Consider the following 13,113-nt stretch of genomic DNA (forward strand, 5'->3'; position numbering starts at 1 on the left):
TTGGTCATCCCTGACTGTTGTTCTCGTGGTGAGGGGCACGGTCGGCGCCGGGGTGCGCCAGGGACCGCTCGATGGCTGCGTGCAGGACCTTGCGGTCGTCGAAGGCGCGGACCACTCCGTGGACGTCCTGGCCCTGCTCGTGGCCCTTGCCCGCCACCAGGACGGTGTCGCCCGGCTCGGCGCGGGCGACGGCTGCTGCGATGGCGGCGGCCCGGTCCGCGTCGACCAGCACGTCGCCGCGTTCGTGGACGGGGACCTCGGCGGCGCCGGAGAGCATCGCGGCGAGGATCGCGAGGGGGTCCTCCGAGCGGGGGTTGTCGGAGGTCAGGACGGCGGTGTCGGCGAGCCGGGCCGCGGCGGCGCCCATCGGGCCGCGTTTGGTGGTGTCGCGGTCGCCGCCGCAGCCGAGGACGATGTGCACCTTGCCCTCGGTGACCTTGCGCAGGGAGCGCAGGACGGACTCGACGGCGTCGGTCTTGTGCGCGTAGTCGACGACGGCGAGGTAGGGCTGTCCGGCGTCCACCCGCTCCAGCCGGCCCGGGACCCCGGGGACGGCGGCGACGCCGTCGGCGGCGATCTGCGGGTCGACGCCCGCGACGGCCAGCGTGACGATCGCGGCGAGGGTGTTGGCGACGTTGAACGGGCCGGGCAGCGGGGCGCGGGCGGTGATCCGCTCGCCCTTGGGACCGACGGCGGTGAAGGTGCTGTCCTGCGGCCCGACCTCGACGTCCTCGGCGTGCCAGTCGGCGTCCGGGTGGCCCTCGGCGGAGAAGGTGGTGACGGGGACGCCGGACTCGGTGATGAGCCTGCGGCCGTACTCGTCGTCGAAGTTGACCACGCCGCGGTGGCTGCGCTCGGGGGTGAAGAGCTGGGCCTTGGCCTGGAAGTAGTCCTCCATGCCGGAGTGGAACTCCATGTGCTCCGGGCTGAGGTTGTTGAAGACGGCGACGTCGAAGACGCAGCCGTCGACCCGGCCGAGCACCAGGGCGTGGCTGGAGACCTCCATCGCGACGGCCTCGACGCCGCGTTCGCGCATGACGGCGAACAGGGCCTGGAGGTCGGTGGCTTCGGGGGTGGTGCGCTCGGACTTGATGCGCTCGTCGCCGATCCGCATCTCGACGGTGCCGATCAGCCCGGTGGGGCGTCCGGCGGCGCGCAGTCCACCCTCGACGAGGTACGCGGTGGTGGTCTTGCCGGAGGTTCCGGTGATGCCGATCTGGAGCAGCCCGATGCCGGGCCGCCCGTAGATGTCGGCGGCCAGTTCGCCCATCACGGCCCGCGGGTTCTCGGTGACCAGGACCGGCAGGCCGGTGGCGGCGGCGCGTTCGGCGCCGGTGGGGTCGGTGAGGACGGCGACGGCGCCCAGGCCCGCGGCCTGGGCCGCGAAGTCGGCGCCGTGCATACGGGCGCCGGGCAGGGCCGCGTACACGTCTCCGGGTCGCACGGCCCGTGAGTCGTGCGTGATACCGGTGACGTCACCGCTCCCGGCGGTCTCGACGCCGAGCCGGGCGGCCAGCTCGCCGAGAGGGGTGGGCCGGAGCCGGTCCGGTCGGGGCGCTCCCGGGTAGGTCACAGGCGCGTCCTTCTGAGAGGTTTGGGACTGATCAGCGTGGGGCACGGCGGTGAGCGTACCGGGCCGGTGCGGGCTCTCGCGAAGCGAGGGACCCTGGTTCCGGCGGTTCTCGTTCCGGTTCCCGGGGTCGGGGGTGATCGTTGTCACTGAGGGTTCCCTTGGAGGGGATGCTCGCGCACCCCCGTGTTCACTCGCCGGGTTTGAAGGACACCGGCAGCCGGGGCGGCTTGCTGCCGGACGGTGGGGTCTGGAGCGTCTTGAGCGCGAACTCCATGACCTTCTTGTAGATCGGACCGCAGATCTGGCCGCCGAAGTAGCTGCCCTTGGTGGGGTTCTGGATCGCGCAGTAGACGGTGACCTGCGGGTTGTCGGCGGGGGCGAAGCCCGCGAAGGAGGCGGTGTAGCCCTTGTAGACGCCGCGGACGGGGTCGACCCGGTTGGCGGTTCCGGTCTTGCCCGCGACCCGGTAGCCGGGGATGGCGGCCTTGGTTCCGGTCCCCTCGCGGTCGTCGACGACGGACTCCAGCATGGTCGCCAGGGTCTTGGCGGTCTTCTCGCTGACCACCCGGTTCTCCTCGGGGGCGTCGGCCGGGGTGAAGCGGCCGTCGGATCCCTTGGTTCCGCGTACGAGGGTGGGGGCGACCCGTACGCCTCCGTTGGCGACCGTGGAGTAGACCGAGGCGGCCTGGACCGCGTTGATGGAGAGGCCCTGGCCGAAGGGGATCGTGTACTGCTGCGAGGTCGACCAGTCCTTCGGGTGGGCCAGCAGGCCGGGGGACTCGCCGGGGTAGCCGAGGCCGGTCTTCTTTCCGAGGCCGAACTTCCGCAGGTAGTCGTAGAGGACCTTGTTCGACTCGGCCTGGGTCCTGCCGAGCTGACCGGTCGCCAGGATGGTGCCGATGTTGCTGGACTTGGCGAGCACCCCGTTGAGCGTGAGGTACCAGGTGGGGTGGTCGACGTCGTCCTTGAAGAGGCGGTCGCCCCGGTGCAGTCGGTTGGGGACGGTGACATGGGTGCCGGGCGTGGCGGCCCCCTCCTCCAGCACGGCCGCGATCGACATGACCTTGCTGGTGGAGCCGGGCTCGTACACGTCCTGGAGGGCCGCGTTGCCGAGCGAGGCCGAGGTGGCCCGGGAGAGGTCGTTGGGGTCGTAGCCGGGGGCGTTGGCCATGGCCAGCAGTTCGCCGGTCTTCGTGTTCTGCACGATGACGTAGCCGCGGTCCGCCTTGGACTCGGCGACCTGGTCGCTGATGGCCTTCTGCGCGGCCCACTGGATATCGCGGTCGATGGTCAGCTCGATGTCGGAGCCGGGCACGGCCGGGATCTCGCTGCTGCCCGCGGTGGGGACCCGCCGGCCGCCCGCCTGGGCGTAACGGACCTTGCCGTCCTCGCCCGCCAGCTCCTTGTTCAGCTGTGACTCCAGGCCGCCGCCGCCCTTGCCGTCGGCGCTGACGAAGCCCAGTATCCCGGCGGCGAGATCCCCGTTGGGGTAGACGCGCTTGGTGGTCGGCTCCTGGAGGACACCGGCCAGCACGTTGGCTCCGGGGCCGCCCTTGAGCTCGTCCTCGGACGCCTTCTCGGCGAAGACGGCCTTGAGGTCCTTGATCTGCTTCCAGACCTGGGGGGTCTGCCGGTAGGCGAGGACGGTGTAGCGGCTCTTGGGCGTCGAGAGCTTCTTGACGAGCTCGTCGACGTCCTTGCCGAGGATCGGGGCGAGCAGGGCCGCGGCCTGCTGCGGGGCGTCGGGGGCCTTGCTCTCCTCGGGCGTGAAGAGCTTGGGGTCGGCCGTGATGTTGTGCGCGTCCACGCTGGTGGCGAGCGCGACGCCGTTGCGGTCGGTGATCTCGCCGCGCTCGGCGGCGACCGTGTACTCCAGGTAGCGGTTCTTCTCGGCCTTGGCCGCGTACGCGCTGGCGTCGACGGCCTGGACCTGGAGCAGCCGGGCCACGAAGGCCAGCATGACCAGCGTCAGGCCGAGGCTGACGAGCCGCAGCCGGGGGCGTGGGCTGCCGAGGCGCAGGGAGCGGGGTGCGGTGCCGCGCCGGGTGGTGCGCCCCGGGGCGGGGCGGGGGCGGCGGGCCGGTGGGCGCGGGCCGGAGCGGCCGGATCCGGATGCCCCGTTACGGGGGCGGGCCGGTCCGGGTACGCGGCGGCGCGGCGGTTCCTTGGGCGGCACTGCGTCACCTGCCGGGGCTCGTCGGGGGTGGGCTGTTCTCCGCCGAGGGGGCGGCTGCGGGGTCGGGCGCGGTCGCGGACACGGATCCGGAGGGCGGCGGGGAGCCGGAGGTGCCGGCCGACGCCCCGGCGGCCGGGGACCCGGCCGCCGGGGCGTCGGGGTCGGGTGAGGCGCTGGGGCTCGGGGTGGGGCTGGGCGGCGGGGCGGTCGCCTCCGAGGGCTTGCCGTGGACCGAGCCGTCGGGGTTCAGGAAGGCGGGGCTGCCGCCCGGCACCATGCCGAGCTCCCGGGCGCGCTTCTCCAGGGCGTCGGGCTGGGACCGGCTGTCGACGTCGCGCTGGAGGGCCTGCTGCTCGTCGGTGAGCTCGGTGGTGTCCCGCTTCAGCTCGCTGAGCCGGAACGATCCCTCGTTGAGCGCGGAGTTCAGCAGGAGCAGGGTGATGAGTCCGCCGCCCAGGAGCAGGACGACCAGCAGGACGAAGGGGGTGCGGGCCGCGGTGCTGGGCCCGGCGGACGGCATCAGCCGGGCGAGCCGGGCGGCCCGCCCCTTCAGCGGTGCGGCCGGTTTGCTCACCCCACGACTCCCCCGCTGCGACGTCCGGCCCCGGTGCTCATCGCTCCTCCTCGCGGATGCGCTGGGCGCCGCGCAGCCGGGCGGGGGCGGCCCGCCGGTTCGCGGCGACCTCCTCCTCGGTGGGCAGCTCGGCGCCCCGGGTGAGCTGCTTCAGCCGGGGCTGGTAGCGCTCGGGGACGACGGGGAGCCCGGGGGGCGCGGTGTTGGCGGCGCCGGCCGCGAAGACCTGCTTGACCAGCCGGTCCTCCAGCGAGTGGTACGACAGCACCGCGATGCGGCCGCCGACGGCGAGGCTGTCGACGGCGGCCGGAATGGCCCGCTCCAGGACGCTCAGCTCGCCGTTGACCTCGATGCGCAGCGCCTGGAAGGTCCGCTTGGCGGGGTTGCCGCCGGTGCGCTTGGCAGCCTGGGGCAGCGCGTCGCGGATCAGCTCGACGAGCCGGGCGCTGTTGCTGAACGGCTCCTTCCCGCGCTCGCGCACGATCGCGGAGACGATCCGCTTGGCCTGCTTCTCCTCGCCGTACGCGCGCAGGATCCGCACGAGCTCGCCGGGCGGGTAGGTGTTGAGCACCTCGGCGGCACCCATCCCGGTGGACTGGTCCATCCGCATGTCGAGCGGGGCGTCCTGGGCGTAGGCGAATCCGCGGTCGGCCTCGTCCAACTGCATGGAGGAGACGCCGAGGTCGAACAGGATGCCCTGGACCTTCGGGATCCCGAGCCGCGCGAGGACCTCGGGGAGTTCGTCGTAGACCGCGTGGACGAGGGTGGCCCGGTCACCGTAGGGGGCGAGCCGTTCGCCGGAGAGGCGGAGCGCCTCCTTGTCGCGGTCCAGGGCGACCAGCCGGGCGGTGGGGAACGCCGCGAGCAGGGCCTCGCTGTGACCGCCGAGGCCGAGGGTGCAGTCGACGACCACGGGCTCCGGGTGGGCCGGGTCCTGGAGAGCCGGGGCCAGCAGGTCCAGACACCTCTGGAGCATCACCGGGACGTGTCGGGTCTGGCTCAATGCGCCCTCTCAGGCTCTGTCCCGCGGCCGGCACGTACGTCCTGGTCCCCGCCCGCTCTGAAGGGGAGGCCCGCCGGCGCCGGGGAAGGGGCGTCGGCCGACCGAAGAGCGGGAGAGGGCCGGGTCGCACGTACGCCGCACATCACGGGGGAGATACGGAATGTGCAGGAGGTGCGGGGGGTGCGATGGGGCAGTGGTGCGGGAATGCGGGTGTTGACTTCGCGTTACTTTAGTCCACCCTGCCATTCGATCGATTCGCGATCAACGAACCGCGCAGCGCGTCGCGCCACCCGACCGGATGCGGCGAACCCACCCGAACGGGTGCGTCCACGGGCCCCTGTGGATTAGCTCACAACAAGCCGTGTTGACGTTCTTTGTCCGCTCTCACAGGCCGCCCGTGCCAGGTGGGAAGGCTAACGTCGTAGCCATGTCGACTTCTGCTCACTCCCCCGCCGAGTCCGTGACGTCCACCGCTGCGGCGGTCCGCGAGGGGGGCCAGGTCACCGACCGCCTCGTCGCGCTGAACTCCGAGTACGCGAAGGACTTCCGCGACCCGGGCATGGACGCCCGCCCCGTCCTCCAGGTCGCCGTGGTCGCCTGTATGGATGCCCGTCTCGACCTGCACGCCGCGCTCGGCCTGGAGCTCGGCGACTGCCACACCATCCGCAACGCGGGCGGTGTGGTCACCGAGGACGTGATCCGCTCGCTCACCATCAGCCAGCGGGCGCTCGGCACCCGCAGTGTGGTCCTCATCCACCACACCAACTGCGGTCTGGAGTCCCTCACCGAGGACTTCCGGCAGGACCTGGAGCGCGAGGTGGGCCAGCGTCCGGCCTGGGCCGTGGAGGCCTACACGGACGCCGACCAGGACGTGCGCCAGTCGATGCAGCGGGTGCGGACCTCGCCGTTCCTGCTGCACACCGACGACGTGCGCGGATTCGTCTTCGACGTGACCACCGGTCTGCTGCGGGAGATCGACTCCGTTTCCTGAACGGATCCCCCGCCGCCTCCCGGCCTCCGCCGCACCTCACGCACGCATCGCCGTGCCCTGCGGCGCCGGAATCGTGACAGACACTGCCTTTTCGCACCCACTTATCCACAGGCGAGTGACACGAAGCGGTAACGGCAACAAGAATGCGGGTGTGACCTCCCCCGGGTCTTCCGGAGGAGTGTCCGATTTTCGGGGTGGGCCGCGCGGGTACGCGCGACGGCCCCTGCGCAAAAGGGCCGAGGAGGGCCGGGTGACGACCTATGACGATCGAGCGAGCCTCACGGATCTGACCACCACCGCAGAGCGGGTGCGCAGGTCGGTGGAGGGTGTGATCGAGGGCAAGCCCGAGGTCGTACGGCTCTCGCTGACCGTGCTGCTCGCCGAGGGGCATCTCCTCATCGAGGACGTCCCCGGGGTGGGCAAGACCATGCTGGCCAAGGCGCTGGCGCGGTCCATCGACTGTTCGGTGCGGCGGATCCAGTTCACGCCCGACCTGCTGCCCTCGGACATCACCGGTGTGTCGATCTTCGACCAGCAGCGGCGGGACTTCGAGTTCAAGCCTGGCGCGATCTTCGCCCAGATCGTGATCGGCGACGAGATCAACCGCGCCTCCCCGAAGACGCAGTCGGCGCTGCTGGAGTCGATGGAGGAGCGCCAGGTCACCATCGACGGGCACACCTACGAGCTGCCCGACCCGTTCATGGTGGTCGCCACGCAGAACCCGGTCGAGATGGAGGGCACCTACCCGCTGCCCGAGGCTCAGCGCGACCGCTTCATGGCCCGGGTCTCCATCGGCTACCCGAGCCCGGAGGCCGAGCTCCAGATGCTCGATGTGCACGGGGGCCTCTCCCCGTTGGACGACCTCCAGCCGGTGGCCCACGCCCACGACATCGTGAAGCTGATCGACGCCGTCCGTACGGTGCATGTCGCCGACGCCGTCCGGCGTTACGCGGTGGAGCTCGTCGCGGCCACCCGCACCCACCCCGACCTCCGGCTCGGCGCCTCCCCGCGCGCGACGCTGCATCTGCTGCGCGCCGCGAAGGCGTCCGCAGCGCTCAGCGGGCGTGACTACGCCCTGCCGGACGACGTCCAGGCGCTGGCCACCCCGGTGCTCGCGCACCGGCTGCTGCCCACCGCCCAGGCCCAGTTGAACCGCCGCACGGCGGAGCAGGTGGTCGGGGAGATCATCCAGCGGACCCCCGTACCGACCTCGGCCGGTGGCACCGCGCCGCCCGCGCAGGAGCCGGGCCGCCCGCTGTACCACCAGCAGCAGCCCGGGGCACGGCGGCTGTGATGGCGGCCGGCGAGCCCGGCGCCGTGGAGGACGGCGGGCGGCAGGGCGGCCTCCGGACCGCCCTGGGCGGACTGACCACCCGGGGACGCTCGTTCCTGGCCGCCGGTCTTGCCGCCGCCGTCTGCGCGTACGTCCTGGGCCAGGGCGACCTGCTGCGGGTCGGGCTGCTGCTCGCCGTGCTGCCCCTGGTCTGTGTGACCGCGCTCTACCGCACCCGCTACCGGGTCACGGGCACCCGACGCCTCTCGCCGTCCCGGGTGGCCGCGGGCGCGGAGGCGCGGGTGCATCTGCGGATGGACAACGTCTCCCGGCTGCCCACCGGTCTGCTGATGCTCCAGGACCGCGTGCCGTACGTACTGGGCCCGCGGCCGCGCTTCGTCCTGGACCGGGTGGAGCCGGGCGGCCGGCGCGAGGTGTCCTACCGGGTCCGCTCCGATCTGCGCGGCCGCTATCCGCTGGGACCGTTGCAGCTCCGGCTCAGCGACCCCTTCGGGATGTGCGAGCTGACGCGTTCCTTCAGCGCGTACGACACCCTCGTCGTCATCCCGCGCACGGTGCCGCTGCCCGCGCTGCGGCTGGCGGGCGAGGCCTCCGGCTACGGCGACGGGCGGCAGCGTTCGCTCGCGCTCGCCGGTGAGGACGACATCATTCCGCGCGGCTACCGGCACGGCGACGATCTGCGGCGGGTCCACTGGCGCTCCACCGCGCGCCACGGCGAGCTGATGGTGCGACGCGAGGAACAGCCGCAGCGGGCCAGATGCACGGTCCTGCTGGACACCCGGCAGACCGGCTACCAGGGCGCCGGGCCCGACTCGGCGTTCGAATGGGCGGTCTCGGGGGCGGCCTCCGCCCTGGTGCACATGCTGGAGCGCGGCTTCGCCGTCCGGCTCCTCACCGACGACGGGAACGCGGTGCCCGGCGAGGGGACCGACGGCTTCGCTGGCTCGACCCAGGAGTCCGCGGACTCGGCGGGGCTGATGCTCGACACGCTCGCCGTGGTCGGCCATTCCGACGGCGGGGGCCTCAGCCGCGCCCATGACGTGCTGCGCGGCGGCAACGAGGGGCTGCTCATCGCGTTCTTCGGCGATCTGGACGAGGAGCAGACCGCGGTCGCGGCCCGGATGCGGCAACGTGCGGGCGCCGGGGTCGCGTTCGTCCTGGACAGCGCCGCCTGGGCCGGCGACGAGGGCGCGGCCGACGACCGGCTGCGACGGCTGCGCGAGTCCGGCTGGACGGCGGTGCCGGTGGAGCCGGGTGACGAGCTGCCCGAGCTGTGGCAGCTGGCCGCCGGGATGCGCACGGACACGCCGTCCGCCCCGAGCGGCGGCCCGACCGGTTTCGCGGGGGGATGGTCATGAGCGGACGGGCCAGGCTGGCGCTGAGCGCCTACGCGGCGACACTGCTGGCGGCGGGGGCGCTGATCCCGCTGGTGGAGGGGGCCGGCTGGCTGGTGCAGGCGGCGGTGCTGCTCGGCGCCCAGAGCGGGGTGGGCGCCCTGGCGCGCCGGGTGCCGCTGGCCCGGACGCTGACCGTCGCCGCCCAGGCGCTGGTCACGCTGGTACTGCTGACGCTGGTGTTCGCGCGGGACCACGCCCTGCTGGGGGTGGTCCCGGGGCCGCAGGCCGTCATGCGGCTCGGCGAGCTGCTGGCGGCGGGCGGCGAGGACGTCGGTACGTACTCCACCCCGGCCCCGCTGACCGACGGCATCAAGCTGATGGTGGTCGGCGGGGTGATTCTGATCGGCCTCGTGGTGGACGCCATGGCGGTGACCTTCCGCAGCGCGGCCCCGGCCGGGCTGCCGCTCCTCGCCCTGTATTCGGTCGCGGCCGGCCTCTCCGACGGCGGGGCGGGCTGGCTGTGGTTCCTGCTGGCCGCCTCCGGCTATCTGCTGCTCCTGCTGGCGGAGGGCCGGGACCGGCTCTCCCAGTGGGGCCGCGTCTTCGGTGGGGCCTCGCGGACCAAGGGCGGTCTGGCCGACGGGCTGTCCGGTACGGGCGGCGGCTCCTCCCCCGTCCGCACCGGGCGGCGGATCGGCGTGCTGGCACTCGGTATCGCCCTGGTGGCCCCCCTCGCCCTGCCCGCGCTGGACAGCGGCCTGCTCGGCGGCAACGGCCCGGGGAACGGCAAGGGCAGCGGCGGCGGCACCATCTCCGCGGTGAATCCGCTGGTCTCCCTCCAGAACAACCTCAACCAGCCTGAGAACCGGGAGGTGATGACGTATCGCAGCAACATCGAGAACCCGCAGAACCTCTATCTCCGGATCCTGGCCCTGGACGAGTTCAACGGCAGCGAGTGGCGTTCCTCCACCCGGCGGCTGACGGACGTGCCCGACCGCCTTCCGCAGCCCGCGGGGCTCGGCGGGGACGTCTCGGTCACGGAGGTCCGGACGAACATCTCCGCCTCGCGCTCCTACCAGCAGACGTATCTGCCGCTCCCCTATCCGGCGAGCGAAGTCCGGGTCGGCGGCCGTTGGCGGTACGAACCCGAGGGCCGCACCCTGGTCGGCGACGACGGGCAGACCACGCGCGGCGCGCGGTACGAGGTCGGAAGTCTGGTCGTCGAGCCCACGGCGGAGCAGCTCGCGGCCGCGGGTCCGCCGCCCGAGGAGCTGCGCCGCGAGTACACCCAGCTCCCCGGCTCGCTCCCGAAGGTGGTCGCCGAGACCGCCGGGCGGGTGACGGAAGGCTCGGCCAACGCCTACGAGCGGGCCGTGAAGCTCCAGGACTGGTTCGCCTCCGAGGGCGGCTTCACCTACGACACGACCGTCACCTCGGGCACGGGGTCGTCCGCCATCGCCCGGTTCCTCCGTGACAAGGAGGGCTTCTGCGTCCACTTCTCGTTCTCGATGGCCGCGATGGCCCGGACGCTGGGCATCCCGGCCCGGGTCGCGGTGGGCTTCACCCCGGGCACCATGAAGTCGAACGGGGCGATCTCGGTCGGCCTGCGCGACGCGCACGCCTGGCCCGAGCTGTATTTCGAGGGCGTCGGGTGGACCCGGTTCGAGCCCACCCCGAGCCGGGGCAGCACGCCCTCGTGGACCCGCCCCGAGGTCCCCACGGACACCGCGAGCGATGCGGCCGAGCCCTCCGCGGACACCTCCACCGCGCCGTCCGCCCTCCCCTCCGCCGACGACAGCTGCCCGCCGCAGCTGCGCCAGGAAGGCGGGTGCGGGCCCTCGCAGGAAGCGGGGGCGGCGGTGCCGACCGACCGGGGCACCCCGCTCGGGACGGTGCTGCTGGTGGTCCTCGCGGCGGTCCTGGTCCTGGCGCTGCCGTTGGCACCGCTGCTGTGGCGGACCCGGACGAGCAACCGCCGGCTGGGCTCCGGGGGCCGGACGCCCGCCGACGCCGCCGCGCGGACGCTGGCCGCCTGGCGGGAGGTCACCGACACGGCCTGGGACCACGGCATCGCCCCGGACGATTCGCTGACGCCCCGGAAGGCGGCGGCCCGGATCGTACGGCTGGGCCGGCTCGACACCACCGCCGCCGAGGCGGTCCACCGGATCGCGGGCTCGGTGGAGCAGGTGCTGTACGCCCCCGAGCCGCACCCGGCGACCGGCCTGGCCGAGGACGCGTCGGCGGTGCGGGCGGGTCTGCGGGGATCGGCGGGCCGTGGCACCCGGCTGCGGGCAACGCTCCTGCCCCGCTCGTCCGTCCGGGTGGTGTGGGCGGTCGCCGACCGCCGGACGGCGCTCGCGGAGCGGTGGGCGGGCCGGGCGGGAGCCGGTCGTTGGACGGCCCGGCTGCGCCGCCTCACCCGCCAGCACGGCTGAAGCGGGCAGAGGCCCCGCCCTGGAGAGCCTCCGGTCCGGACCCCGTGAACGGGCCCGGACCGGAGGCTCTCTCTGCTCTGCCGGAGCCCGTCGGCTCTGTCGGAGGTCCCCGCCGGTGGCCCGTCGGCTCTACCGCCCGGCGCCCCGTCCGGCATGGGTGAGGGGCGGCCGCGTTTCCGCGGCCGCCCCTCACCCATCGATGTCCTGCGTCGTACATCGCCCGGCCCTGGGCGGGAAGAACAGGGCCGATGCGTACTACTGGCCCTGTTCGTCGCGGCGGCGCTGCCACCGCTGCTCGATGCGGTTCATCATCGACCGGCGTTGTCTCGGTCGGCGGCGTGCGCCGCTGTCCCCGCCACCTGCGGCGGCCGGCTGCTGTTCACCGGGCTTGGGCGCTTTGCGCCAACCGGTGACCGCGAGCACAGCACAGCCGAGCATGACGAGGAACCCCACCACGCTGATCCAGATCTGCTGGGCGACCATTCCGGCCATGAGGAGCGCGATACCCACCAGGAAGCCTGCGACCGCCTGGTAGACCCTTTTGCGGGTGTACGTACGCAGCCCGCTTCCCTCGAGCGCTGTCGCGAACTTGGGATCTTCGGCGTACAGCGCTCGCTCCATCTGCTCGAGCATGCGCTGCTCGTGCTCCGAGAGCGGCACGGGATCCTCCTCGTCGTCGGCCGCGGGGGCGACCGGTATGCGGCCCTTCCAGGATAGGCAGGGATTCGCCCCCGTGAAACCCGCCCTCTAGCGTTCAGCCAGTCCGGACCGCTATGTCGGCTCGGCTGCTGAGGCGTAGATTCCCCGACGACCGATCCGCCATGCCGGATGGTGTCACCCGATCATACGGGGCTTACGCCCTGTACGGGGGTCCTGAGTCCCACTCCGTCCGCAGCTTCGTTGCTGATCAGTGGCGCTTCTCGCCCAGAACGTGCAGCTGGGTGGCGACCGAGTGGAAGGCGGGCTGCTCGGCGGCGGCCGCTTCGAGCTTGAGGAGGGCCTCCATGGCGCCGGGCTCGGTGTCCACCAGGACGCCCGGCACGAGGTCGGCGAAGACCCGGACGCCGTGCACCGCGGCGATCTCCATCCCGGCATCGGAGACCAGGCCGGAGAGCTGCTCGGCGGTGAACCTGCGGGGCACCGGGTCGCCCTCGCCCCAGCGGCCGGCCGGGTCGGTGAGCGCCTGCCGGGCCTCGGTGAAGTGTCCGGCGAGCGCGCGGGCCAGAACGGCTCCGCCGAGGCCGGCGGCGAGCAGGCTGAGCGCACCGGAGGGGCGCAGCGCCTCGACCGCGTTGCGTACGCCCTCGGCGGGCTCGTCGACGTACTCCAGGACGCCGTGGCAGAGCACCGCGTCGAAGCCGTCGCGCTCCACGACGTCGAACAGGCCGAGGATGTCTCCCTGGACCCCCCGGACCCGGTCGGCGACCCCGGCCTCGGCGGCGCGGCGCTCCAGCGCGAAGAGGGCGTTGGGGCTGGGGTCGACGACGGTGACCCGGTGGCCGAGCCTGGCCGCGGGCACGGCGAAGTTGCCGGTGCCGCCGCCGGTGTCCAGGACATCCAGGGCGCCCCTGCCGGTCGCCTTGACCTGACGGTCCAGGGCCTCCTTGAGGACCTCCCAGACCACGGCGGTACGGAGGGAGGCGCGGGGGCGCGGCTGGTCCGACACGGCAGATGACTCCTCGGCACGGTGCCGCCGGGGACGGCGGAGCGTGAACAGTGCGGGTGGTGAT

Annotated in this window: 10 protein-coding genes; 4 read left to right on the forward strand and 6 right to left on the reverse strand. The window is 73.1% G+C overall.

What is annotated here, in order from left to right; genetic code table 11:
• Window positions 1-4 precede the first annotated feature (4 nt).
• From RNL97_RS07990 to rsmH, 4 genes are read right to left on the reverse strand one after another with little or no spacing between them, the layout of a single operon-like run.
• Window positions 5-1,720 carry a UDP-N-acetylmuramoyl-L-alanyl-D-glutamate--2,6-diaminopimelate ligase gene (locus RNL97_RS07990; RefSeq protein WP_078652036.1) on the reverse strand — a complete coding sequence of 572 codons (1,716 nt, stop codon included), beginning with the start codon at window positions 1,718-1,720 and terminating at the stop codon, window positions 5-7.
• Between the two features lie 40 nt (window positions 1,721-1,760).
• The gene (locus RNL97_RS07995; protein ID WP_243313806.1) at window positions 1,761-3,749 is read right to left on the reverse strand and encodes a peptidoglycan D,D-transpeptidase FtsI family protein; all 1,989 of its coding nucleotides are present in this window, start codon (window positions 3,747-3,749) and stop codon (window positions 1,761-1,763) included.
• A 4-nt stretch (window positions 3,750-3,753) separates the two neighbouring features.
• Window positions 3,754-4,323, reverse strand: coding sequence for a cell division protein FtsL (ftsL, locus tag RNL97_RS08000; protein WP_030583437.1), 570 nt, complete (start codon window positions 4,321-4,323; stop codon window positions 3,754-3,756).
• A 37-nt stretch (window positions 4,324-4,360) separates the two neighbouring features.
• Window positions 4,361-5,326, reverse strand: coding sequence for a 16S rRNA (cytosine(1402)-N(4))-methyltransferase RsmH (rsmH, locus tag RNL97_RS08005; protein ID WP_030583440.1), 966 nt, complete (start codon window positions 5,324-5,326; stop codon window positions 4,361-4,363).
• 427 nt (window positions 5,327-5,753) lie between these two features.
• On the opposite strand from rsmH, the gene RNL97_RS08010 reads away from it, so the two are divergent.
• The 4 genes from RNL97_RS08010 (at window position 5,754) to RNL97_RS08025 (ending at window position 11,383) form a co-directional block, all read left to right on the forward strand.
• Window positions 5,754-6,317 carry a beta-class carbonic anhydrase gene (locus RNL97_RS08010; protein WP_030583443.1) on the forward strand — a complete coding sequence of 188 codons (564 nt, stop codon included), beginning with the start codon at window positions 5,754-5,756 and terminating at the stop codon, window positions 6,315-6,317.
• Between the two features lie 250 nt (window positions 6,318-6,567).
• On the forward strand, window positions 6,568-7,611 hold the full coding sequence (locus tag RNL97_RS08015; protein WP_030583445.1) for an AAA family ATPase: 1,044 nt from the start codon (window positions 6,568-6,570) through the stop codon (window positions 7,609-7,611).
• Entirely contained in the window at window positions 7,611-8,969 is a 1,359-nt protein-coding gene (locus RNL97_RS08020) for a DUF58 domain-containing protein (RefSeq protein WP_030583448.1), read from the forward strand. The genes RNL97_RS08015 and RNL97_RS08020 overlap by 1 nt, the downstream gene beginning before the upstream one ends.
• Window positions 8,966-11,383 (forward strand): transglutaminase TgpA family protein, encoded by a 2,418-nt coding sequence (locus tag RNL97_RS08025; protein ID WP_030583451.1) that lies wholly within the window; start codon window positions 8,966-8,968, stop codon window positions 11,381-11,383. Before RNL97_RS08020 ends, RNL97_RS08025 begins: the two co-directional genes overlap by 4 nt.
• A 255-nt stretch (window positions 11,384-11,638) precedes the next feature.
• Here RNL97_RS08025 and RNL97_RS08030 read toward each other — a convergent pair whose 3' ends face one another.
• Both RNL97_RS08030 and RNL97_RS08035 read right to left on the reverse strand, forming a co-directional pair.
• Window positions 11,639-12,043: a DUF3040 domain-containing protein gene (locus RNL97_RS08030; RefSeq protein ID WP_006123866.1), complete on the reverse strand. Its 405-nt coding sequence runs from the start codon at window positions 12,041-12,043 to the stop codon at window positions 11,639-11,641.
• Window positions 12,044-12,290: 247 nt separating this feature from the next.
• Window positions 12,291-13,049 carry a methyltransferase gene (locus RNL97_RS08035; protein WP_030583454.1) on the reverse strand — a complete coding sequence of 253 codons (759 nt, stop codon included), beginning with the start codon at window positions 13,047-13,049 and terminating at the stop codon, window positions 12,291-12,293.
• Window positions 13,050-13,113 lie beyond the last annotated feature (64 nt).

This window comes from Streptomyces parvus (genome assembly GCF_032121415.1).
In the GTDB taxonomy this organism is placed as follows: Bacteria; Actinomycetota; Actinomycetes; order Streptomycetales; family Streptomycetaceae; genus Streptomyces; species Streptomyces globisporus_A.

What these genes read in the sequence shown, in the direction of transcription:
- RNL97_RS08010 (WP_030583443.1), top strand. Translation starts at nt 5,754, where the DNA reads ATGTCGACTTCTGCTCACTCCCCCGCCGAGTCCGTGACGTCCACCGCT.
- RNL97_RS08020 (WP_030583448.1), top strand. Translation starts at nt 7,611, where the DNA reads ATGGCGGCCGGCGAGCCCGGCGCCGTGGAGGACGGCGGGCGGCAGGGC.
- RNL97_RS08025 (WP_030583451.1), top strand. Translation starts at nt 8,966, where the DNA reads ATGAGCGGACGGGCCAGGCTGGCGCTGAGCGCCTACGCGGCGACACTG.